The 21,762-nt window shown below is 71.0% G+C and carries 20 protein-coding genes and 1 riboswitch; of the genes, 8 read left to right on the top strand and 12 right to left on the bottom strand.

Going from position 1 to position 21,762, the window contains the following annotated elements; translation table 11 throughout:
- Positions 1-45: 45 nt before the first annotated feature.
- Positions 46-1,617 (bottom strand): ABC transporter substrate-binding protein, encoded by a 1,572-nt coding sequence (locus tag ACIQ8J_RS27115; RefSeq protein ID WP_403268652.1) that lies wholly within the window; start codon positions 1,615-1,617, stop codon positions 46-48.
- A 298-nt stretch (positions 1,618-1,915) separates the two neighbouring features.
- Here ACIQ8J_RS27115 and ACIQ8J_RS27110 point away from each other — a divergent pair, with 298 nt between their 5' ends.
- Positions 1,916-2,146, top strand: a complete 231-nt coding sequence (locus ACIQ8J_RS27110) for an SCO4848 family membrane protein (protein WP_403268649.1) — start codon at positions 1,916-1,918, stop codon at positions 2,144-2,146.
- A 269-nt stretch (positions 2,147-2,415) separates the two neighbouring features.
- Here ACIQ8J_RS27110 and ACIQ8J_RS27105 read toward each other — a convergent pair whose 3' ends face one another.
- On the bottom strand, positions 2,416-2,625 hold the full coding sequence (locus tag ACIQ8J_RS27105) for a DUF397 domain-containing protein (protein WP_403268645.1): 210 nt from the start codon (positions 2,623-2,625) through the stop codon (positions 2,416-2,418).
- A gap of 1,194 nt (positions 2,626-3,819) precedes the next feature.
- Between ACIQ8J_RS27105 and ACIQ8J_RS27100 the strand changes: the two genes are divergently transcribed.
- Together ACIQ8J_RS27100 and ACIQ8J_RS27095 are read left to right on the top strand one after the other, a co-directional pair.
- On the top strand, positions 3,820-5,058 hold the full coding sequence (locus ACIQ8J_RS27100) for a helix-turn-helix transcriptional regulator (RefSeq protein ID WP_403268643.1): 1,239 nt from the start codon (positions 3,820-3,822) through the stop codon (positions 5,056-5,058).
- Positions 5,059-5,318: 260 nt separating this feature from the next.
- Positions 5,319-6,611 carry a D-alanyl-D-alanine carboxypeptidase family protein gene (locus ACIQ8J_RS27095; protein ID WP_403268640.1) on the top strand — a complete coding sequence of 431 codons (1,293 nt, stop codon included), beginning with the start codon at positions 5,319-5,321 and terminating at the stop codon, positions 6,609-6,611.
- Here ACIQ8J_RS27095 and ACIQ8J_RS27090 read toward each other — a convergent pair.
- Genes ACIQ8J_RS27090 through ACIQ8J_RS27075 form a run of 4 tightly spaced genes read right to left on the bottom strand, consistent with a single transcriptional unit; the run spans position 6,580 to position 9,408 of the window.
- Positions 6,580-7,479 carry a YihY/virulence factor BrkB family protein gene (locus tag ACIQ8J_RS27090; protein ID WP_403268637.1) on the bottom strand — a complete coding sequence of 300 codons (900 nt, stop codon included), beginning with the start codon at positions 7,477-7,479 and terminating at the stop codon, positions 6,580-6,582. The two genes, ACIQ8J_RS27095 and ACIQ8J_RS27090, sit on opposite strands and share 32 nt — an antisense overlap.
- Positions 7,467-7,931: a GtrA family protein gene (locus ACIQ8J_RS27085; RefSeq protein ID WP_403268634.1), complete on the bottom strand. Its 465-nt coding sequence runs from the start codon at positions 7,929-7,931 to the stop codon at positions 7,467-7,469. Before ACIQ8J_RS27085 ends, ACIQ8J_RS27090 begins: the two co-directional genes overlap by 13 nt.
- Positions 7,928-8,872, bottom strand: coding sequence for a decaprenyl-phosphate phosphoribosyltransferase (locus ACIQ8J_RS27080; protein ID WP_403268631.1), 945 nt, complete (start codon positions 8,870-8,872; stop codon positions 7,928-7,930). The genes ACIQ8J_RS27085 and ACIQ8J_RS27080 overlap by 4 nt, the downstream gene beginning before the upstream one ends.
- A complete protein-coding gene (locus ACIQ8J_RS27075) occupies positions 8,869-9,408 on the bottom strand; it encodes a phosphatase PAP2 family protein (RefSeq protein WP_403268628.1) in 540 nt (179 codons plus the stop codon). The genes ACIQ8J_RS27080 and ACIQ8J_RS27075 overlap by 4 nt, the downstream gene beginning before the upstream one ends.
- A gap of 207 nt (positions 9,409-9,615) precedes the next feature.
- Here ACIQ8J_RS27075 and ACIQ8J_RS27070 point away from each other — a divergent pair, with 207 nt between their 5' ends.
- Positions 9,616-11,013, top strand: a complete 1,398-nt coding sequence (locus ACIQ8J_RS27070) for an FAD-binding protein (protein ID WP_403268625.1) — start codon at positions 9,616-9,618, stop codon at positions 11,011-11,013.
- A 62-nt stretch (positions 11,014-11,075) separates the two neighbouring features.
- A complete protein-coding gene (locus ACIQ8J_RS27065; RefSeq protein ID WP_403268622.1) occupies positions 11,076-11,831 on the top strand; it encodes a decaprenylphospho-beta-D-erythro-pentofuranosid-2-ulose 2-reductase in 756 nt (251 codons plus the stop codon).
- A gap of 150 nt (positions 11,832-11,981) precedes the next feature.
- Here ACIQ8J_RS27065 and ACIQ8J_RS27060 read toward each other — a convergent pair whose 3' ends face one another.
- The 3 genes from ACIQ8J_RS27060 to glyA form a co-directional block, all read right to left on the bottom strand.
- Complete coding sequence (locus tag ACIQ8J_RS27060) at positions 11,982-12,560, bottom strand: 2'-5' RNA ligase family protein (RefSeq protein WP_403268619.1); 579 nt, start codon at positions 12,558-12,560, stop codon at positions 11,982-11,984.
- A gap of 117 nt (positions 12,561-12,677) precedes the next feature.
- Positions 12,678-13,688 carry a tryptophan--tRNA ligase gene (gene trpS, locus ACIQ8J_RS27055; RefSeq protein WP_403268616.1) on the bottom strand — a complete coding sequence of 337 codons (1,011 nt, stop codon included), beginning with the start codon at positions 13,686-13,688 and terminating at the stop codon, positions 12,678-12,680.
- Between the two features lie 260 nt (positions 13,689-13,948).
- Complete coding sequence (glyA, locus tag ACIQ8J_RS27050) at positions 13,949-15,220, bottom strand: serine hydroxymethyltransferase (RefSeq protein WP_403268613.1); 1,272 nt, start codon at positions 15,218-15,220, stop codon at positions 13,949-13,951.
- Positions 15,221-15,249: 29 nt separating this feature from the next.
- Positions 15,250-15,340: riboswitch (ZMP/ZTP riboswitch) on the bottom strand.
- Positions 15,341-15,431: 91 nt separating this feature from the next.
- Between glyA and rocD the strand changes: the two genes are divergently transcribed.
- Positions 15,432-16,667, top strand: a complete 1,236-nt coding sequence (gene rocD / locus ACIQ8J_RS27045; RefSeq protein WP_403268610.1) for an ornithine--oxo-acid transaminase — start codon at positions 15,432-15,434, stop codon at positions 16,665-16,667.
- 3 nt (positions 16,668-16,670) lie between these two features.
- Here rocD and ACIQ8J_RS27040 read toward each other — a convergent pair whose 3' ends face one another.
- The 3 genes from ACIQ8J_RS27040 to ACIQ8J_RS27030 are packed head-to-tail and all read right to left on the bottom strand — an operon-like array spanning position 16,671 to position 19,684.
- On the bottom strand, positions 16,671-17,540 hold the full coding sequence (locus tag ACIQ8J_RS27040; protein WP_403268608.1) for a hypothetical protein: 870 nt from the start codon (positions 17,538-17,540) through the stop codon (positions 16,671-16,673).
- 7 nt (positions 17,541-17,547) lie between these two features.
- The gene (locus ACIQ8J_RS27035) at positions 17,548-17,919 is read right to left on the bottom strand and encodes a hypothetical protein (protein WP_403268605.1); all 372 of its coding nucleotides are present in this window, start codon (positions 17,917-17,919) and stop codon (positions 17,548-17,550) included.
- A gap of 7 nt (positions 17,920-17,926) precedes the next feature.
- Complete coding sequence (locus ACIQ8J_RS27030) at positions 17,927-19,684, bottom strand: hypothetical protein (RefSeq protein ID WP_403268603.1); 1,758 nt, start codon at positions 19,682-19,684, stop codon at positions 17,927-17,929.
- A 184-nt stretch (positions 19,685-19,868) separates the two neighbouring features.
- Between ACIQ8J_RS27030 and ACIQ8J_RS27025 the strand changes: the two genes are divergently transcribed.
- Both ACIQ8J_RS27025 and ACIQ8J_RS27020 read left to right on the top strand, forming a co-directional pair.
- Positions 19,869-20,615, top strand: a complete 747-nt coding sequence (locus ACIQ8J_RS27025; protein ID WP_403268600.1) for an SAM-dependent methyltransferase — start codon at positions 19,869-19,871, stop codon at positions 20,613-20,615.
- Between the two features lie 186 nt (positions 20,616-20,801).
- Positions 20,802-21,653 (top strand): hypothetical protein, encoded by an 852-nt coding sequence (locus ACIQ8J_RS27020; protein ID WP_403268855.1) that lies wholly within the window; start codon positions 20,802-20,804, stop codon positions 21,651-21,653.
- Positions 21,654-21,762: the final 109 nt, after the last annotated feature.

The raw sequence follows: 21,762 nt of genomic DNA, 5'->3' as shown, positions 1-21,762 counted from the left end.
TGGGCGAACCCGGCCCGATCGAACCGGCCCGCCCCTCCCGCCTCCTCAGATCCAGCCCAGTTCCCACAGCCGCCACACGCCCGTGCCGTCCGAGAGGTACTGCGAGCCGCTGATGTCCTTGCTGCCGAGTACGTAGTTCTTGCCCTGCCACAGCGGGATCAGCGGAACGTCTTGGGCGACCTTGTCCTGGAGCGCCTTGAAGTCGTCGGCGGCGCGGCCCCGGTCGGTGTACTCCTGGGTCCGCTGGATGATGCCGTCGCTCTCCTTGTCGGAGTAGTTGTTGTGGAGGCTGTTGCCGGTGCCGACGAGCGGCTGGCCGAAGTTGTCCGGGTCGGGGAAGTCGGCGAGCCAGCCCGCGGTGTAGGCGTCGTACTTGCCCTGGGCGAAGTTGTCCTGCATCTTCGGCCAGTCGGCCTCGGCGATCAGGTCGACCTGGAAGATGCCGTCCCGCTCCAGTTGCCGCTTGATCTGCTCGGCCTCGGCGCCGTTGGCGCCCAGCTTGCGGTAGGCCAGGTTGAAGCGGACCGGCAGCTGCTCGTCCGCCGCCCTCAGGAGCGCCTTCGCCTTCGCCGGGTCGGGCTTCGGATAGGCGTCGAAGAAGGCGGTGCTGTGCCCGGTGAAACCCTGCGGGATCAGCGAGTAGAGGGGCTCGACGGTGCCGCTGTAGACGGCGTCGGCGAGGGCCGGGCGGTCGATGAGGGCGGCGGCGGCCTCGCGGACCTTGGTCTTGGCGACCGGACTCGCCGACTTCGCGTTGAAGTTGAGCTCGCGGATGTCGTAGCCGGGCGAGGTGGTGATCCGCAGGTTCGGGTCGCCGGGCGAGAGCTTGGAGAGCACCGAGGGCGGCATCTCGCGGTGGGTGACGTCGACCTGCTTGGCCTGCCAGGCCGCGTTCAGCTGGTCGGACTCGGCGAAGTAGTGGACGGTGACCGGCAGCCCCTTCTTGGTCACCGCGCCCTTGTAGCCGGGGTTGGGCTCAAGGCTCGCGCTCACCGGCCGGCCCGTGGCGTCCTTCTTGTACTCCTTGAGCAGGTACGGGCCCGAGCCGACCACCGAGTCGCCGGTGCGCAGCCCGGTCGCCGGGTACTGGCTGCTGTCGACGATCGAGCCCGCGCCGGTGGCCAGCTTCGAGGGGAAGGTGGCGTCCTTGCTCTTCAGGTTGAAGGTGACGGTGTCCCCCTCGGCGTCCACCGAGCCGAGCATGGAGAACAGCGGCGCGGGACCCACCCTGGATTTGATCGTCAGCACCCGGTCGAAGGAGAACTTCACGTCCTCGGCGGTCATCCTGCGCCCGCTGGAGAAGCTGATGTCGTCCCGCAGAGCGCAGCGGTACGTCTGGAGCTTCTGGCCGACGAACTCGCAGCTCTTCGCGGCGTCCGGGACCGGGGTCGAGCTGCCCGGCCGGAAGGTGAGCAGCGACTGGTAGACGTTGTTGTAGACCGCCCAGGAACCGGCGTCGTAGGCGCCCGCCGGGTCGAGCGAGGTGATCACGTCGGTGGTGCCGACGACGATCGGCGCCTTCTTCGCCTGGTCGGAGGGCAGCAGCTGCCAGCCGCCGACACCGGCGACCACCACTGCCGCACCAATAGCCAGCATCCGCATACGGATCGACCGCATCGCCGTGATCTCCTCGGAACGCCCCACCCCTGGTCGACGCGCGGAGTCAGCACGCGGCGTCTGTGACGGCGCTCACCCAATCACACGGCCTTCACATCGTGGAAGGGTCAACGTTCCACTCACAGCCACTCGTTAGCCGAGCGTGACGGAACTCTCCGTAGCCGCCCGCTCACGCTTGAGCTGCCGCAGCGACCGGAACCCGATGGCTCCCACGCCCGTCCCCCGACCCTGCTGCACAACGAAGGCGGGCCAGTCCGATACTGGCAGGGCACGGCCACCCCACCCCGAAGGACTCCCCATGAAGCTCAGCCGCCGCGTCTCCTGGTTCCTGCTCGCGTTCGGGGTCTGGTCTTGGGTGGTCTGGGTGACCTTCGCCAAGAACCTATGGGCCGACGCCAGCGGGCTCGCCTTCGACCACGGCCAGCCCACGGCGTACTTCTGGGTCCACCTGACGCTCGCCATCGTCTCGTTCATCCTCGGGACGGTCATTGGCGTTATCGGGCTTCGGGGCGTTCGGGCGAACAAGTAGAGGCCCCGCCCATGCGCCCCGGACAGCAGACAGCCCCGCCGGCACGCCGAAGCGACGTACCGACGGGGCCGTTGCAGGCAGTTCTGCTCAGTGACTGCGGGGCCGGACCGGGGCCCGGGTCTCAGCGCTGCGCCACCACCACAGACCCCGGCAAGAGGGCTGAGTGATCCCGAAGAACTTCCCGCACCGTGCACACCACGGCAACCCGATCTCCGGGTCGGTGGGGCACTCGGCAGAGCAGCGGGGGCAGTGTTCCACCGGACCTGCTCTCAGGCGCTCAGGTCGTACTCTCCGGCCTTCACCGCGGTCGTCAGGTTCGACCACTGCGCCGCCGTCATTGTGACGACGATGCCCGGCCGGTCACTGTCGCGCAGGGCGACGACGCCCGGAACGTTCATCGCCACCTCCGGGCAGTTGTTCACTTTCGCATCCCTGCACGCGGCCGTGCGCACGAACTCGAACTCGGGCCGTACGGTCATGGTTCGTTTCCCTTCGCCATACCTGCGGGGAAGCGGTCCCCGCGCCGTCTTGCGATCCGCCCCTGCTGGGTCCGAACGACCGTGGGGGACACGATGCGTCGGATATCCCGGCAGGGACGGAGTCTGGGTTACAGCGGGTCCCCGGGTGACGGTCCTGCCTTGGCTCGACCCGGAGCCCGCTGCTGGTACCACCTACCGGCAGAAGAGGCTCCGGATCACGGGCGGCCCATACCGCGCGCCGGGAAACCGGTAGTGGTCACGCGCGGGGGTTGCGCTCCGCTCAGAGAGCGGAAGTTCATAGGTGTCCGGTTGCTGCCCAGACGATGAGCGCCGCGGGGAGGGCGACGCCCACGAAGACCATGACCACGCCTGCTACGTGCCCCGTGGACGTGGGTAGCCCATCCCCTTTCGGGCGACTTCCGCGAGCTCTTCCACCACGTCGGCGGGCAGATTGGGAATCGCCACCATCGGCACATTACGGTGCCCCGGCCCCCCGAGGACCTTGCGTACGACGTGTGGTTCGGCGCCCAGCCGGCTAAGCACATCTTGCAGGGCACGGCTGGCGTGCTCAGCTTCCTTCGTGGCATCCCGCCACTGCTGCGTGCGCGGGGTCGGCGACATTAGATCTCTCCTCGACTTCTGCGGTTGGCTTGGGGACGGCTGCGCTCAACGCTTCGGATTGGGTGGTGAGTTAGACGGATCTGGGGTCAACCGCCCACTCACGCCCATCAGTTAGCGGTCGAGATGGATGCGTCCGACCCACGTGGCCCATGACGCGTCCTACGCGCCCTGTGGCGTCCGTGACGATGTCGTGAAGCTTCGGCTCCCGGGCGTTCACCGCTCCAGCCGCCTCAGCAGTCCCGCCTCAACAGCCTTGAGTGTCTTACTGGTTGGCGCTGCGTATCCCGTGCGCGGGACCCACTCCGGGACCAGGCGCCAGAAGCCACCCGCCTCTATGAGCGTGGCCAACTCCACCTCGTCGTCAGCTCCCTCGGTTCGCCACTCAGAGCCCATCGCGATCACTCCTCAAACCATCGCCAGGTGGCTGGCCCTCACAGCCAACCGGGCTGCGCGGCACAGAGCCACGGCAGAAAGGCCTCATTCCCGCTGCACATTCGCTCTGCAAGGGCCTCATCAGGGCTGCACTGGATACGCTGAGCTGGGCGGACAGCACGCGATCGGAGAGGACGACAGATGACCAAGCGGGAGCGGTTTGCCGCACGGCGGAAGGCGTGCGGCTACAGCCAAGAACGCCTTGCGGAAGTTCTGAAGGTCGATCGTTCAACGGTTCAGCGTTGGGAAAAGGGAGAAGTTGAGCCCCAGCCATGGCAGAGGCCGAAGCTCGCGAAAGTGCTTCAGATCACCGCCAAAGAACTTGACGCATTGTTCATTCCAGACACTCGCGTGCCTCAATTGTCGGCAAACGAATTTCTGACGAATTCCAGCCTCGCCCACGATGACGAATTCGAGGCGTTGGAATTGGCTCGACGCGTACAAGCGAGCGATGTCGGCACGGAAACACTCAACAGGCTAGAGCACGCTTTTGATGATTTGGCCACGAAATATCCCGTGTCTCCTCCACAGGAACTACTGGAACGCGTGCGTCGTCATTCGTCCTACGTGGCCCATCTTATGGACTCCCGCATGACGCTTGGTGAACATCGCCGCCTGCTGGTCGTCGGCGGCTGGTTCCAGCTCCTGGGAGCGACGCTGCATATCGACCTGAACCAGGAGTACGCCGCCACGGCTCGCCTGCAAACCGCCGCGACACTCGCAGCGGAAGCCGGTCACGCCGAAATTAATGCCTGGTGCTACGAGACTGACGCTTGGCGCGTCTTGACAGATGGTGAATACTCTCGCGCGCTCGAATTGTCGCGAATTGCTCAGAGCTTCGCACCGGCCGGAAGTTCGGTTGCCATTCAGGCAACGGCGCAGGAAGGAAGAGCGAGCGCACGCCTTGGCGAAGCAAAACAGACCTATGCTGCCATCGAAAAAGTGCAGCGCATGTCCGCATCGCTAGATCGACGAAAAGGCGCCGAGCATCACTATCAATACGATCCGGGGAAGTCGCTCTCATACACAGCGACCACCTTGGCATGGGTTGGCGATCCGGCAGCCGAAACGTATGCGCGAGAAGTGATTTCAAGGCTTTCCCCCGGAGATAACATCCATAAATGGCCACGCAGGGTCGCGTCAGCCAACATTGATTTGGCCCTGGCCTTGCTGGGAAGTGACCGGCTTGACGAAGCGTGTAATGCGGCTCAGAGGGCGATCCTTTCCGGTCGTATCGTTCCGTCGAACCACTGGCGTGCACTTGAAGTCGTCAATGCTGTGGAGTCGAAGAGACTGCCGGAAGCGTTGGATCTGCGTGAGGCGTATCAGGGAATGAAGGCACTGGCCACAGAGGGACGAGGCTCAGCCGACGAAACCTGAGATTTTGCCGCACGCCCAGGGCTCTGGCTTCGGTTGGGTATCGAACGCCCCTCACGGCGCCGTACAGGCCGTCTCGGTGCACGCGAAAGCCCCGGCCGGGACAACTCCCGACGTCAGTCGGAATCCGCACGGCGTCTGCCGTGTGCGCGTCGAGTTCAGCATCCGTCCCGGCCGCCCCGCGCCTCCGGCCGGGTGGGCGCGTGCGACGGGTCATCCGTCCGGTGATCGGATCGGTGTGCACAGCCTGTACGTTCTCGATCGTGTCTGCCGTGAAGAAGTGCGCATCGCATCCCTACGCGCCGAAGAGGCCCACCGGGCTCGCCCTGTCCGTCGCCGTGGCCGCCGCCCTGCTGCCCGCCCTGGCCGCGTCCCCCGCCGCCGCGCTGCCCCAGGACGAGAAGCCGGCCGCGTCCAGCACTCCCGGCGCGCCCGGCGCGCCCCGCAACGACCCGCCGCCCGCGGAGATGTCGAAGGTCGGCGGCGACCAGCTCGGCGAGCCGGGCACCCAGGTACGCCTGGGCGCCGGCGCGCCCGTCCTGCCCAAGGACGTGACGGGCCGGTCGTGGATCGTCGCGGACGCCAAGAGCGGCCAGGTGCTCGCCGCGCACAACGCGCACTGGCGGCTGCCGCCCGCCTCCACCCTGAAGATGCTCTTCGCGGACACCGTGCTGCCCAAGTTCCCCAAGGACGAGCAGCACACCGTCACCCCGGCCGAGCTCGCCGGGCTCGGCCCCGGCAGCAGTCTGGTGGGGGTCAAGCCGAACCTGCCGTACTCGGTGCACGACCTGTGGCTCGGGGTGTTCCTGCGCTCCGGCAACGACGCCGTGCACGTACTGGCCTCGATGAACGGCGGGGTGCCCAAGACCGTCAAGGACATGCAGGACCACGCGGACGAACTCCAGGCCCTGGACACCCACGTGATCTCGCCGGACGGCTACGACGCGCCGGGCCAGGTGTCCAGCGCGTACGACCTGACCCTGTTCGCCCGCTCGGGGCTCCAGAAGCAGGACTTCCGCGAGTACTGCGCGACGGCGACCGCGAAGTTCCCGGGCGCCGAGGGCAAGGACAAGAAGCGCGAGAGCGTCGACATCCAGAACACCAACCGGCTGCTCACCGGCGACTTCGGTCTGAGCCCGTACAAGGGCATCGCGGGCGTCAAGAACGGCAACACCACCAACGCGGGCGCGACCTTCACCGGGGTCGCCGACCGGGGCGGCCGGGTACTGCTCGTCACCGTCATGAACCCCCAGCCGACCGAGAGCCAGGCCGTCTACAAGGAGGCGGCCCGGCTGCTCGACTGGGGGTTCGCGGCCTACGGCAAGGTGACCCCGGTCGGTGAGCTGGTCCCGCCGAAGTCGGCGCTGGCCGGGGACGGCGACGGCTCGGCCACGGCCGCCCAGGGCGGTGCGAAGACCCGTACCGGCCAGAGCGCCGCCGCCAAGGGCGAGAGCGGCGGCGTGGGCATCGCGCTCGCCGTCACCGGCGGCGCGCTGGTGCTCGTCGCGGGCGCGGTGTTCCTCATCAATCGTCGCTGGCCGCTGCGGAAGAGCTGAGTTCCGGGGCGTTCTCTTCGGACGGGGTGGCCGTCCACGCCGCGCAGAACAGGAGCAGCTTCGCCGTGAAGTTGATCCAGAGCAGCAGCGCGATGGGCACCCCGAAGGCCCCGTACATGTTCTTGGCGGCCACGCCCTTCATGTAGCCGCCGAGCAGCAGCTTGAGGAGTTCGAAGCCGACCGCGCCGATCAGCCCGGCCACCACCAGGCGGCGGCGCGGCGGGTTCACGCCAGGCAGCAGGGTCAGTACGTACAGCAGGAGCAGGAAGTCGGCGAGGACGGCGACCGCGATGGCCGCGATCCGCAGCAGCACCCCGCCCGCGGCGCCCTGGTCGATGCCGAGCCGGCCGGCGGTCCAGCCGACCGCGGTGGAGCCGATGGACGAGGCCGCCGCGGAGGCGAGGCCCGCGGCACCGAGCCCGCTGAGGACGCCCGCGTCCTTGAGCTTGCGCAGAAACAGGTTCTCGCCCTCGTCGGCCTCCTCCATGTCCCACACCACGCGCAGGCAGCCGCGCATCTGCCCGATCCAGCCGATGCCGGTGAGCAGCAGCAGGGCGCCCGCGACGCCGCCCACGGTCCCGGCGTTGTTGATCAGCGTCTGGAGGTTGAGCTGGTCGGAGATGCCGGGGACCTGTTCGGCGATGGTGTTCTGGAGTTTGTGCACCTGTGCGGTGGAGAGCAGCGCGGCCGCCACGGCGGCGCCGACCGTGAGCAGCGGGAAGAGCGCCAGGAAGCTGATGAAGGTGATGGCGGCCGCGAGCCGGGACCAGTGGACCCGGTCGAGCCGCTCGTACGAACGCCAGGCGTGGGTCCGCATGAGCAGGGTGATCCAGGGCCCGACCACCGGGAGTTTCTTCAGCCAGTCCATGACGTACGACTACCCTCTCCGACCTCGGCCGTGTCCTGCGCGGGCCGACTGCCCGGCCCCCGGCCGAAGACCAGCGTTCTCGTACCCCAGAATCGCAGGCAGGTGGCGAGGGCCATGCCGAAGACCGCACCGGAGAGGGTGTCGGCGCGCGGTGATGTGAGACCGAGGCCGTAGTGCGAGACCGCGATGCAGAGCAACTGCACCAGCGCGCCCGCGATATTCACGGCGAGGAACACGGCGTACTCGCGCCGGCCGACCCGCCGCCGGCGATAGGTGCCGAACGCGTTGCCGAGGTAGGCGACCGTGCAACCGGCCACGAACGAGAGGCACTTGGCGGCGATCGGGTCCCAGCCGAGCCCGGACCGCAGCCACACGAAGAGCCCGAGGTCGGCGGCGTACGCGCAGATCCCGGCCAGCGCGAACCCGATCACCTCGGACCTGGCGATGCTCACAGGTCGGCCACCGCGAGCGCGTACATCGCGACCCACACCAGACCGATGACGGCGAGCGCGCGGTCGTGCAGGACGACGTCCTCGGGCGCGCCCGCGCTGCCCCGGTCGGCGAAGACGGCGTACCGCAGGATCGCCCCGATGAACGGGACCATCGACAACTGCCGCCAGGGCAGCAGCGATCCGTTCGAGACGCCGCCGCTCTCCAGCGCCCACATGCAGTAGGCGAGCACCGCGACGCCCGCGGCGAGCTGCCAGACGAAGCGCAGATAGCCGGTGGTGTAGGCGTCGAGGAGCGAGCGGGTCGCGGCGCCGTGGCCCTCCATCTGGACGGCCTCGGAGTACCGCTTGGCGGAGACCATGAACAGCGCGCCGAACCCGGCGGTGATCAGGAACCAGCGGGACAGCGGGATGCCGAGCGCGACCCCGCCGGTCATGGCCCGCATCAGGAACCCGGCGGTGACGACGACCAGATCCACGACGAGGACGTGCTTCAGCTTGACGCAGTAGGCGAGTTGCATGACGACGTACGCGGTGAGGAGCGCGGCCGTCATGGCGTTGCAGGTCAGGGCTGCGCCGAGCGGGGCGAGCAGTGCCAGGACCCCGCCGGTCGCGTAGGCGGCGGCCACCGGCACCCGCCCGGCGGCGACCGGGCGGCGGCACTTGTCGGGGTGGGCGCGGTCGGCGTCGGCGTCGCGGGCGTCGTTGACGAGGTAGACGGCGGACGCGGCGGCCGTGAACAGGCCGAAGGCCAGGGCGAGTTGGCCGACCACATGCGGGCTGGTGAGCCGGCCGGCGGCGGCGGGCGCGGCCACCACGAGCACATTTTTGATCCACTGGCGGGGCCGGGCGGTGCGCACCAGGCCGCCGGGCAGCGCGAGCAGGCGCCGGGCCGGTGAGAGCGGCCCGGGGTCGTCGAGGAGTGCCGCGCCGGGCTCGGTCATCCGCGCCGCCCTTCGAGCGGTTTGCGCATCCAGGCGGCGCCGGCCCGCGCGGTGACACCGCCGAGCAGCGCGCCCGCCGCGATGTCGCTGGGGTAGTGCACCCCGGCGACCAGGCGGGACACGCACACCGCGGCGGCCAGCGGCGGCACGAGGCGCGCGCCGGCCGGCCGCAGCGCCCCGTAGGCGACGGCCGCGGCGGCCGCGGACGTCGCGTGCGAGCTGGGGAAGGAGTGCCGCCCGGCGGTACGCACCAGGGGCTCGCCCGCCACCAGGTGCGGCCGGGGCCTGCGCACCACCCGCTTCACGCCCATGCTGGCGAGGTGGGCGGCGGCGACCAGGGCGGTGCCGCGCAGCCAGGCCCCGCGCCGGTCCCGGTCGGCGGCGGCCGCGGCGAGCCCGGCCGCGAGCCAGAGCGCGCCGTGCTCACCGGCCCGGGACAGCGCGCGGGCGGCGGCGGCCACCCGTGGGTCCGTGCCGCAGTCGCGCAGTGCGGCCAGGAGCCGTTGGTCGGCGTCGGTGCACGACGGCTTCTGCATCTGCCACCCCTCTTCCGTGACGTCGGCCCCGCCAACTGGCCGTAGGCCATGGGCGACTCTCCTGCTCCGAGGAAGGCAGATTTGGGACAAAAGGTACCGACACCCACCTAATCACCCATTTCGGTGAGCGATGCGCCGGGGCGAACGACGCATACCGGCGCGAGTGATTGCGACAAACAGGGCAAGTTAGGCGATACGGTCGCATTCATGTCCGCCGACACCGAGGCCACCGCCGCACCCGACCCCGTACAGCCCGCATCCGCCGCTCCGACGTCGGTGAGCGGCTGGGGGCGCACCGCCCCCACCGCCGCCCGGCTGCTGCGCCCCCGCAGCTACGAGGAGGCCGCGGCCGCCGTGCGGGCGTGCGGGACGCGCGGCACGATCGCCCGCGGGCTCGGCCGGGCGTACGGCGACGCCGCGCAGAACGCGGGCGGCGCGGTCCTCGACATGACCGGCCTCGACCGCATCCGCACCATCGACGCCGATGCGGGCGTGGTCGTCTGCGACGCGGGCGTGAGCCTGCACCGGCTGATGGAAGTACTGCTGCCGCTCGGCTGGTTCGTGCCGGTGACGCCCGGCACGCGGTACGTCACCGTCGGCGGGGCGATCGGCGCCGACATCCACGGCAAGAACCACCACGTCTCGGGGTCCTTCGCCCGCCATGTGCACGAGCTGGAACTGCTCACGGCGGACGGCACGGTACGCACCGTGGTGCCGGGCAGCGAGCTGTTCGACGCGACGGCGGGCGGCATGGGCCTGACGGGCGTGATCCTCCGGGCGACCGCCCAACTCCTGCCCGTCCAGAGCTCGTTGATGGTGGTCGACACCGAACGGGCGGCGGATCTGGACGACTTGATGGCCCGGCTGAGCGCCACCGACCACCGCTACCGCTACTCGGTGGCGTGGATCGACCTCCTCGCGCGGGGCGCCGGGACCGGGCGGGCGGTGCTGACCCGCGGTGAGCACGCGCCGCTGGACGCCCTGCCGCCCCGCGCCCGCCGCACCCCGCTCGCCTTCCGCCCCGGCCGGCTCCCGGCCGCCCCCTCCTTCCTGCCGGAAGGACTGCTCGGCCGGGCCTCCGTATCGGCGTTCAACGCACTCTGGTACCGCAAGGCACCCCGGCGCCGGACCGGCGAGCTCCAGCGGATCCCGACGTTCTTCCACCCCCTGGACGGGGTGCCGCACTGGAACCGCGTCTACGGCCGGGGCGGCTTCGTCCAGTACCAGTTCGTCGTCGGGTACGGGCAGGAGGACGCCCTGCGCGCGATCGTGCGGCGCATCTCCCGGCGCGGCTGCCCGTCCTTCCTGGCCGTACTGAAACGCTTCGGCGAGGGCGACCCCGGCTGGCTGTCCTTCCCGCTGCCGGGCTGGACCCTGGCCCTGGACATCCCCGCGAACCTGCCGGGCCTCGGCGCGTTCCTCGACGAACTCGACGAGGAGGTGGCGGACGCGGGCGGCCGCGTCTACCTGGCGAAGGACGCGCGGATGCGGGGGGAGCTGGTGGAGCGCATGTATCCGAAGCTGCCCCAATTCCGGTCGCTGCGCGCCGAGTTGGACCCGTCGGGGATCTTCACCTCGGACATGAGCCGCCGCCTGTCCCTGTGAACCGCCGCCCGGCCCTGTGAACCGCCCTGCCCCACGCCCGATTCCCGAGAAGGAGCCCCCTGATGAAGGACGCATTCGGCACCCCGCAGTCCCTGCTCGTGCTCGGCGGCACGTCCGAGATCGGCCTCGCCACCGCACGCCGCCTCGTGGCCCGCCGCACCCGTACGGTGTGGCTCGCGGGCCGCCCCTCCCCCGCCCTGGACGCGGCGGCGGCCGGGCTGCGCGAACTGGGCGCGGACGTCCACACGCTCTCCTTCGACGCGCTCGACGCCGTCTCCCACGAGGGCGCGCTCGGCAGGGTGTTTTCCCAGGGCGACATCGACATGGTGCTGCTGGCGTTCGGGGTGCTCGGCGACCAGTCCCGCGACGAGGGCGAGCCGCTCGCGGCGGTACGGGTCGCGCAGACCAACTACACCGGCGCGGTCTCGGCGGGCCTCATCTGCGCGAAGGCCCTCCAGGCGCAGGGCCACGGCTCGCTGGTCGTGCTGTCCTCGGTGGCCGGCGAGCGGGCCCGCCGCGCCAACTTCATCTACGGGTCGAGCAAGGCGGGGCTCGACGCGTTCGCGCAGGGTCTGGGGGACGCGCTGCACGGTACGGGGGTGCACGTGATGGTCGTACGCCCCGGGTTCGTCCGCACGAAGATGACGGCGGGGCTCGCCCAGGCGCCGCTCGCCACCACCCCCGAGGCGGTGGCCCTGGCCATCGAATCGGGGCTGCGCAGGCGGGCGGAGGTGGTGTGGGTGCCGGGGGCGCTGAGGGTGGTGATGTCAGCGCTCAGGCATGCGCCGCGGGGGGTGTTCCGACGCCTGCCGGTATGACCCGGGGGGGGGTTCGCCCACCCGCCCGCCCGTGACGGGGGTTGAGAGCGCCGAGCCCTGGGGCTCCGCCCCCGGACCCCCGCTCCTCAAACTCCCCCAAGGCCTGAAGGGCCAGGGGGGGACCCCCATGAGGGGCTGGATTTTGGCTGGTCAGCGCAGGGAGGGGGCGTCCAGGGAGGCTCCCTGGGGTGGGACGCCCGCTGCTCCCGTGCCGAAGGCGTACTCGTGGAGCTTGCGCCACACCCCGTCCGCACCCTGCTCGTAGAGGGCGAAGCCGCCGCACGTCCAGGCCGCCGAGAACCCCGCCAGCGCCTCGTACGCCCGGTCCATCGCCTCCTCGGAGATCGCGTGCGCCACCGTCACATGGGGGTGGTAGGGGAACTGGAGCTCGCGCACGAGCGGGCCCGCCTCGTCCCGTACCCGCTGCTGGAGCCACGCGCAGTCGCCCGCGCCCTCCACCACCTTGACGAACACGACCGGGGAGAGCGGACGGAACGTCCCCGTGCCCGCGAGCCGCATCGGGAACGGGCGGCCCGCCGCCGCGACCGAGGACAGGTGCGCCTCGATCTCCGGCAGCCGCTCCGCCTCGACCTCGTGCGGCGGGAGGAGGGTGACATGCGTGGGGATGCCGTGTGCGGCGGGGTCCCCGAAGCCCGCGCGCCGCTCCTGGAGCAGGCTGCCGTACGGCTCCGGGACCGCGATCGAAACGCCGAGCGTTACGGTCCCCACGTCGTTCTCCTCAGTCATGTCCGGACAGGTCGGTCCCGGATACGTCAGTGTGCAGTGTGACGGCCGCACCGCCGTCTGGCCAGTGCCCCGGGTCAGGGCACCGGCCGCCCCTCGGGTTCAGTGCTTGGCGGGCAGGAAGCCGACCTTGTCGTACGCAGCCGCCAGCGTCTCGGCGGCGACCGCGCGGGCCTTCTCGGCGCCCTTGGCGAGCAGCGAGTCGAGCGTCTCGGGGTCGTCCAGGTACTCCTGCGTACGGGTCCTGAAGGGCGTGACGAACTCCACCAGCACCTCGGCGAGCTCGGTCTTGAGCGCGCCGTACATCTTGCCCTCGTACTCGGCCTCCAGCTCGGCGACGGTCTTGCCGGTGAGGGTGGAGTAGATGGTGAGCAGGTTCGAGACGCCGGGCTTGTTCTCGGCGTCGTACCTGATCACCGTGTCGGTGTCGGTGACCGCGCTCTTGACCTTCTTGGCCGTCGTCTTCGGCTCGTCGAGGAGGTTGATGAGACCCTTCGGCGTCGACGCCGACTTGCTCATCTTGATCGACGGGTCCTGGAGGTCGTAGATCTTCGCCGTCTCCTTGAGGATGTACGGCGCCGGGATCGTGAACGTCTCGCCGAAGCGGCCGTTGAAGCGCTCGGCGAGGTCGCGGGTCAGCTCGACGTGCTGGCGCTGGTCCTCGCCGACCGGGACCTGGTCGGCCTGGTACAGCAGGATGTCGGCGACCTGGAGGACCGGGTAGGTGAAGAGGCCGACGGTCGCGTTGCCCGCGCCCTGCTTGGCGGACTTGTCCTTGAACTGGGTCATGCGGCTGGCCTCGCCGAAGCCGGTGAGGCAGTTCATCACCCAGGCGAGCTGGGCGTGCTCGGGGACGTGGCTCTGGACGAACAGCGTGCAGTGCTCGGGGTCGAGACCCGCGGCGAGCAGCTGGGCCGCGGCGAGGCGGGTGTTGGCGCGCAGCTCGGCCGGGTCCTGCGGGACGGTGATCGCGTGGAGGTCCACGACCATGTAGAACGCGTCGTGGGACTCCTGCAGGGCGACCCACTGGCGGACCGCGCCGAGGTAGTTGCCGAGGTGGAACGAGCCTGCGGTGGGCTGGATTCCGGAGAGCACTCGCGGACGACGCTGCATGGCGGAGCCATTCCCCTGAGGGTGGTGGTGGGTGACGGGCGGGCGAGTCGAGGCCATGCCCAGCATTCTCTCAGGTGCGCGCGCCCGCCCGGAAACCCGCGCCGTTGTGACCGCCCCCACAACCGCCCCAGCACCGCGGGGGCTCCGCCCCCGAACCCCCGTGCAGGTGTTCCGTCGGCTGCGGGCCGTGCGTGGTTGCTCGCGCCCACGCGGCGGAGCCGCACCAGGTCACAGCCCCGCGCCCCTGGCGGGGTGGGGGCTCAATTCAGGGGCAGGCCCGGGGCCGGGTAGGACGACATCAGGTCGGCCACCTCCGCCCGGATCACCGCGAGGGCGGACTCGTCGCCCGCCCGCGCCGCCGTCACACCCCGGTCGATCCACTCCGCCACCGCAGGCATGTGGTCGACGCCCAGACCCCGAGAGGTCAGGGACGGCGTGCCGATGCGGATGCCGGAGGGGTCGAAGGGCTTCCGGGGGTCGTACGGGACCGTGTTGTAGTTGACGACGATCCCCGCCCGGTCGAGCGCCTTCGCCGCGACCTTGCCGGGAACGTCCTTCGGCGTGAGGTCCATCAGGATCAGGTGGTTGTCGGTGCCGCCCGACACCAGGTCGAAGCCCCGGGCCAGCAGCGCCTGAGCGAGGGCCTTCGCGTTGGCGACCACCTCGTGCGCGTACGCGCAGAACGCCGGCTGCGCCGCCTCGTGCAGCGCGACCGCGATCGCCGCCGTGGTCTGGTTGTGCGGGCCGCCCTGGAGCCCGGGGAAGACCGCCTTGTCGATGGCCTTCGCGTGCTCCTCGCGGGACATCAGCATCGCCCCGCGCGGACCCCGCAGGGTCTTGTGCGTGGTGGTCGAAATGACGTCCGCGTACGGGGTCGGGGACGGGTGGGCGCCGCCCGCGATCAGGCCCGCGATGTGCGCGACATCGGCGACGAGCACCGCGCCCGCCTCCTGCGCGATCTCCGCGAACGCGGCGAAGTCGATCGTGCGGGGCAGCGCCGTGCCGCCGCAGAAGATCAGCTTCGGGCGCTCCTTGAGGGCGAGTTCGCGCACCTCGTCGAAGTCGATCAGACCGGTGTCGGCGCGCACGCCGTACTGCACGCCCCGGAACCACTTGCCGGTCGCCGAGACGCCCCAGCCGTGCGTGAGGTGGCCGCCCATCGGCAGCGCCATGCCCATCACGGTGTCGCCGGGCTGGGCGAACGCGAGGTACACGGCGAGGTTGGCGGGCGAGCCGGAGTACGGCTGGACGTTGGCGTGCTCGACGCCGAACAGCGCCTTGGCCCGGTCGACGGCCAGCGTCTCGACCTTGTCGATGTTCTGCTGGCCCTCGTAGTAGCGGCGGCCCGCGTAGCCCTCGCTGTACTTGTTCTGCAGCACCGTCCCCGAGGCCTCCAGGACCGCCGTCGAGACGTAGTTCTCGCTGGGGATCAGGCGCAGGGTGTCCGACTGGAGCCGCTCCTCGGCGGCGACGAGCGCGGCCAGCTCGGGGTCGGTGGCGAGCAGGGCGGGATGGGAAAGGGGCAGGCTCATGACGTCCTCCGGGGTCCGTTGACAGATTCCCGGGGTGCCCAGGCGGGCGGCACCTCGTGCGGCAGGCCGCGCACGGCTCCCCCGGGGTCGTTTCCCCGTTCGCCAGTCGCCGTACGTACCGAACACCCTACCGGCCGCGCCGAACGGCAAGGTTTCTTCGTCCGGCATCCGAGCGACGATAGAAAAGGGCACCATCTACGCCCCATGCCGCATGACGATCGGAGAACCCGTGTCGACCCACGCAGCGACCGAAGACGCCATCCGTTCCGCCGAGGCACACAGTGCGCACAACTACCACCCCCTGCCCGTCGTCGTCGCCTCCGCCGAGGGCGCCTGGATGACGGACATCGAGGGCCGGCGCTATCTCGACATGCTGGCCGGCTACTCGGCGCTCAACTTCGGCCACGGCAACCGCCGCCTCATCGAAGCGGCGAAGGCGCAGCTGGAGAGAGTGACGCTGACGTCGAGGGCGTTCCACCACGACCGCTTCGCCCAGTTCTGTACGGAGCTCGCCGAGCTGTGCGGCAAGGACATGGTGCTGCCCATGAACACCGGGGCGGAGGCGGTGGAGACCGCCGTGAAGACCGCCCGCAAGTGGGGGTACAAGGTCAAGGGCGTGAAGGACGGGACGGCGAAGATCGTGGTCGCCCGGGACAACTTCCACGGCCGTACGACCACGATCGTCAGCTTCTCCACCGACCCGGAGGCCCGCGCGGACTACGGCCCCTACACGCCGGGCTTCGAGATCGTCCCGTACGGCGATCTCACCGCGATGCGGGCCGCGGTCACCGAGAACACCGTGGCCGTACTGCTCGAACCCATCCAGGGCGAGGCGGGCGTCCTCGTTCCGCCGCCCGGATACCTCGCGGGCGTAAGGGAGTTGACGCGCGAGCGGAACGTGCTGTTCATGGCGGACGAGATCCAGTCCGGCCTCGGCCGCACCGGGAAGACCTTCGCCTGTGAGCACGAGGGCGTGGTGCCGGACGTCTACATCCTGGGCAAGGCGCTGGGCGGCGGCGTGGTCCCGGTGTCCGCGGTCGTCGCCTCGGCGGACGTGCTCGGCGTGTTCCGGCCGGGCGAGCACGGCTCGACGTTCGGCGGGAACCCCCTCGCCTGCGCGGTCGCCCTGGAGGTCATCGCCATGCTGCGCACCGGCGAGTACCAGCAGCGGGCCACCGAGCTGGGTGAGCACCTGCACCACGAGCTCGGCCTGCTGACCGGCACCGGCACGGTCGAGACCGTGCGCGGGCGCGGGCTGTGGGCGGGCGTGGACATCAATCCGGCGTACGGGACCGGACGGCAGATCTCCGAGAAGCTGATGGACCGCGGGGTCCTGGTCAAGGACACCCACGGTTCCACGATCCGCATCGCACCGCCGCTGGTCATCAGCAAGGAGGACCTGGACTGGGGCCTCGATCAGCTGCGCGCGGTGCTCGCGACGGAGTAGCCGTCAACCAGCTTGCGCGGAACGGCAGTTGGACCCTGAGCAGAAGGCACTCAGCGCCGCCTTCAGGGTCTGTTCCTGTTCCGGCCAGGCCTCGGCCGGGGCCGCGGAGAGTACGGCGTAGTGTTCGCCGCCGGGCGTCAGGAAGGCGTAGTCGACCACCTGGCGCCGGTGGCCGAGCTGCTGGTTGTCGTACGCGTAGACGAGCCGCGCGGCCTGGGTGGCGCCGCCGGGCACGGTCGCGTCGTTGCCGAGGCTGATCTCCTGGTAGCCGGGGTTCTTCGCCAGCTCCCCCGAGGTCTGCTTCAGCGCGTCGTACGGGCTGAGGCCCGTCTCGGCGACCGGGTACACCTGGATCAGCCGGGCGTGGTCGGCGGAGTTGTAGAAGACGCCCTTGACCCCCTGGTCCTCGCGGGTCCAGCCCTGCGGCACGTAGAGCGTGAACCCCCTTGGATCCTGGACGAGTTGGAACCCGGCGGGCGCGGTGGAGCCCGGTGAGGCGGAGGCGGAGCTGGAGGCCGAGGGGCTGCCCTTGCCGTCGTCGCTCCGCTCGGGGGTGACGGAGGGCGACCCGGACGCGGGCGGGCCGACCACGACCTTCGGGTGGTCCGACCCGCCCCGGGCCAGCAGCCAGCCGCCGCCCGCGCCGGCCGCGGCCACCACGACCATCGCGACGACGACGGCGACCGGCACCCGCCGGGCGGGGCGCGCCCCGGGGGGCTCGGCGTGCGGCTCCTCCGGGGGCGGCTCGGGGGCGGGGGGCGTCGGCGGCGCCGGGGGCCCCGGAGGTGCGGGGGGTGCCGGTTCCGACCCCTGTACCGTCTCCCACTTCTGCGTCGCCGCGTTCCAGCGGACCTCGCCCTTGCCCGCGCTCATCGCCCGATCACAGCCCGATCACTTCGCGGACCCGCTGGACCAGCGTCTCGCCCGAGGCGAGCAGGCCCGTGATGGCGGTGGCTCCGGTGAGGAGCTCTCCGAGGCGGGCGAGGCGACCGGGGGTCGCGCGGCCGGCGGTGCGGATCTCGTCCTCGGCGTCGGCCAGTTCCGCGTCCAGGGTGCTGGTCTGGTCATTGACGACGAGCTGGGCGAGGCCGGTCCTGAACTCCACGATGGCGTCCAGGAGTTGGCGGTGGGCCTCGTCGTCGCCGGCCCCCGCGTGGTACGTGCTCTGCACCTTGTTGTGGTCACCGACCGAGACGGATCCGGTCACCCCGCTGATGTGCACGGACCGCTGTGTGTTGTCGCCGTCGGACATGGTCGTCTCACCCCTCGTTCTTGACGGTGTTGTGGTCGCCGACACTGATCGCCCCGCGGGCGTTCTCGATCATGACTCCGCCCTGGGCGACATTGACGATCTTCTGCTCGAACTGCCCGGTGTCGTACCCAGCTTCGTACAGCACGTTCCGCACCCCGCTGGTGACCCGGTCCTCGACGGACTTCACATAGCGCTGGTAGTCCATCGCCTGGAACAGGGAGGTGTCGGGCGCCGCGGCCAGCTCGCGCACCGACCGGGCGGGGCCGTCGGGCAGCGCCCGCCCGTACCCGCCGGTGAGGCGGTGCCAGGTGGAGCCGATCGCGCGGCCCACGACGACGAGGGAGCGCAGCGCGGACGCCGGGGTGTGCAGCAGCGCCCAGGCCGCCTTGCCCAGCGGGTTGCGGCAGCGGAAGTCGTGGGCGGCCCGGTCGGCGCGGAAGAAGTCCTCGCGCAGCGGCGGCAGGACGTGCGGCGCGATTTCCAGGACCAGCATGCCGCCCTGCGTGTGGACCCGTACGAACACGGTGGTGACCAGGTGCTCCTCCCAGCCTCCGACCCGGATCCGCAGGAAGTGCCTGCGGGCCTCGCCGCCCTCCTCCAGAGCGGCGGACCGGTGCTGCTCGAAGTCGCCGTCGCGGTAGGGCGCGTGGGTGCGCGAGGGGAGCCCGTCGACCGGAAGGAAGACGTACTCGGTCATCTCCAGCTGCCGCAGCCGGTCCCGTACGGCGAGGGCCTGGGCCGCCGCCGTCGGCGCCGGGACGCGGAGCTGGGCGATGAGGGGCTCGACCATGCGCAGGATCTCGGCGTTGCTGACCCGGGCCGGGCTCCGGTCGCCGAGCGACTTGCGGGGGCGCAGCTGGATGGAGACCGACCAGGGTTCGAACGGGTCGCCCGCGCCGCGGAACGGGGCGTACGCGCGGTAGACCGCGAGCTTGGCGTGCTGCTCGGCGCGGATCATGGCGGCCAGCCGGTGGAACCGCCCGTTGGCGTTGGTCTGCGCGGGGTCGGCGGCGAAGTCCTGGAAGCCCTCCGGCGAGAGCTCGCCCGCCATGATCCGGGCGAACTGGGCGCGCTGCATCGCGACGCAGAGCGCGAGTGCGGCGAAGCAGGCGAGGATCCCCCAGGAGAGGCCCGGACCGAAGCTCTGGTTCGCCAGGTCGAGCGCACCGGAGCCGCCGATGAACTGCGGGACGGAGCCCGAGCTGCCGTAGGAGCCGCCGTATCCGCCGCCGTAACCCCCGTAACTCCCGTAGCCGGACGAGTAGTTGTGCGAGGAGGAGTGGTGTCCGCCGAACAGCGAGACCACCAGCGCGACGGCGAACAGGACGAGCAGGCTCCGCCCCCACCAGCGCAGGAAGAAGGCCGGCACGGTGCGGTACCAGGGTGCGGGTCCGGTGGTGCCGCGGACGATCCGGGCCAGGCCGAGCAGCAGGCAGGGCACCAGGACGATGAGGAAGGCGTAGTGGGTGACGACCACGCTCAGCACCCAGAGCACGAGGATGCCGAGCGACCAGGCGATCTCCAGGTTGCGGGCGCGCAGCGCGTGCGCGAGCACCCGGGCCGCGTCGAAGCCGAGCGAGGGGGCGACGATCCGCTCCTCGTGGACGTACAGCTCGTCGATGACGGCGTCGCGGTACTCCTCGTCCAGGTACGTGCCCGCGGCCATCAGCCGGGTCGCCTCGCTGAGCGCCGGATGGACCGGCGGCAGCCCGCCCGGCTGCTGGGCCGTCGGCTGCCCCTGGTGCGGCACTTGGGCCTGCGTCATGTTCCTGCTCCCCCGAGGATGTGGGCGTGCGCGCCCTCCAACTTGCCCGGCCGGACAGGGGGTTCGAGGGCGGCTGCTGCCAGAGGGGCCATGGTAGCGGCGCTCCGGCCCGCCGCACCCCCGCGATCACTCAGTGCGCCGTAATTGCCTCGCGCCTCCGCAGGGGCGCGGGCACGATGCGGGCATGGAACACGGACTCATCAGCACCCTCGCCCACGCCGACCACCCGATCGCCGCGCCGCTCTCGGACGAGTCGGTACGCCGGATCCTCGATCGCGCCCTGCCGCGCGGCGAGGGGAGAGTGCTCGATCTCGGCTGCGCGGAGGCGGAGTGGCTGGTGCGGGCCCTGGACGGCCGGCCCGGCCTGCGGGCGGACGGGGTCGACATCAGCCGGACGGCCCTGGACAAGGCCCGCGCGGCGGTCGAGGCGGCGGGCCTCGCGGACCGGGTGCGGCTGCACGAAGGCGACGCCAGGGAGTTCGCTCCGCCGGAGCCGCACCCGTACGACCTGGTGCTGTGCGTCGGCGCCACCCACGCCTTCGGCGGCCTGCTCCCCACCCTGGAGGCGGCCCGCCGCCATCTCGCGCCGGGCGGCGGTGTCCTGGTGGGCGAGGGCTTCTTCGGCGGCGAGATCAACGGGGTGATGCGGGAAGCGGGCTTCACCCCCGGCGAGTATCCCGATCTGGCGGGCACCTTCGACCGGGTGACCGGGGCGGGCTGGGTGCCGGTGTCCGCGCACGTCAGCTCACAGGAGGAGTGGGACACCTACGAGTTCTCCTGGACCGGCTCCCTCTCCCGCTGGTCCCTGGACCACCCCGAACACCCGGACGCGGCCGAGGCGTTGAAGGTGGCGCAGGAGCACCGGGCGGGGTACGTGCGCGGGTACCGGGGAGTGATGGGCTTTGTGACGCTTGAGCTGCGGGCGGGGTAGGGGGCGGAGCCGAACCTTCGCCTCAGCGGACCTCCCCCGTTCCCTTGTCGGCCTTGGCGAACTTGTTGCGGGACGCGTTGCGGCCACACACTGGTTCCCGGTCGGCCACGTCCCGCCTCCGGGTTTTCCGGCCCCGCCGAGGGGGCGTCCGAGGGTGCGGCTACAGTCCCCCCTGTGTTCTTTGGGATGATCTGCGCGCTTGCGTCCGCGGTCTGCTTCGGTACGGCCACCGTCCTCCAGGCCGCCGCGACGCGCGCCACCGAGCCGAGTACGGGGGCGGGCGCCGGCTCCGGTGTCGATGCGGCGCTGCTGCTGCGTGCCGTGCGCCAGTGGCGCTATGTGGCGGGTCTGGCGCTCGACGGCCTCGGCTTCGTCTTCCAGATCGTCGCCCTGCGCTCGGTGCCGATCTACGCGGTCGGCGCGGCGCTCGCCGCCTCGCTCGCGGTGACGGCGGTGGTCGCGGCCCGCATCCTGAAGGTCAGGCTGTCCGGTACGGAGTGGGCGGCGGTCGGGGTGGTCTGCGCGGGCCTCGCCATGCTGGGCCTGTCGTCCGGCGCGGAGGGCAAGGACGCGGGCCCCGCCTCGCTGTCCTGGTGGCTGCTCGGGGTGAGCGGCGCGGTGCTGACCGCCGGCGTGCTCGGGGGCCGCCTTCCGGACCGCGTGCGGGCCCTGGTCCTCGGTCTCGGCGCGGGCTGCGGATTCGGCGTGGTCGAGGTCGCGGTCCGCCTCATCGACAACCCCTTCGACCTGACGAATCCCGCGCTGTACGCGCTGCTGCTCGGCGGCGGCGCCGCGTTCCTGCTGCTCACCTCCGCGCTGTCGCGCGGCTCGGTCACCACCGCGACCGCCGGCATGGTCATCGGCGAGACCATCGGCCCGGCCCTGGTCGGCGTCGCCTGGCTGGGCGACCGCACCCGCGACGGCCTCGGCTGGCTGACGGTCACCGGCTTCGCGGTGGCGGTGGCGGGCGCCCTCGCCCTGGCCCGCTTCGGCGAGGCCCCGGAGACGGCGCCGGAGCCCTCCCTCCAGGACGGCTAGGGGGTGTCCGGTGCGACACCGGACACCTGAAGGGGCGCGGGGCTGTGACACCGTGCGGCTCCGCCGCGATGGGGGTCCCCCTGTGCATGGGGGTCCCCCCTGTGCGAGC

Origin of the sequence: Streptomyces sp. NPDC094147 (genome assembly GCF_044764265.1) — a bacterium.
Taxonomy (GTDB): Bacteria; Actinomycetota; Actinomycetes; order Streptomycetales; family Streptomycetaceae; genus Streptomyces.
The sequence above is the reverse complement of the archived record's forward strand: the minus strand, read 5'-3'. Positions and strand labels throughout refer to the sequence as shown.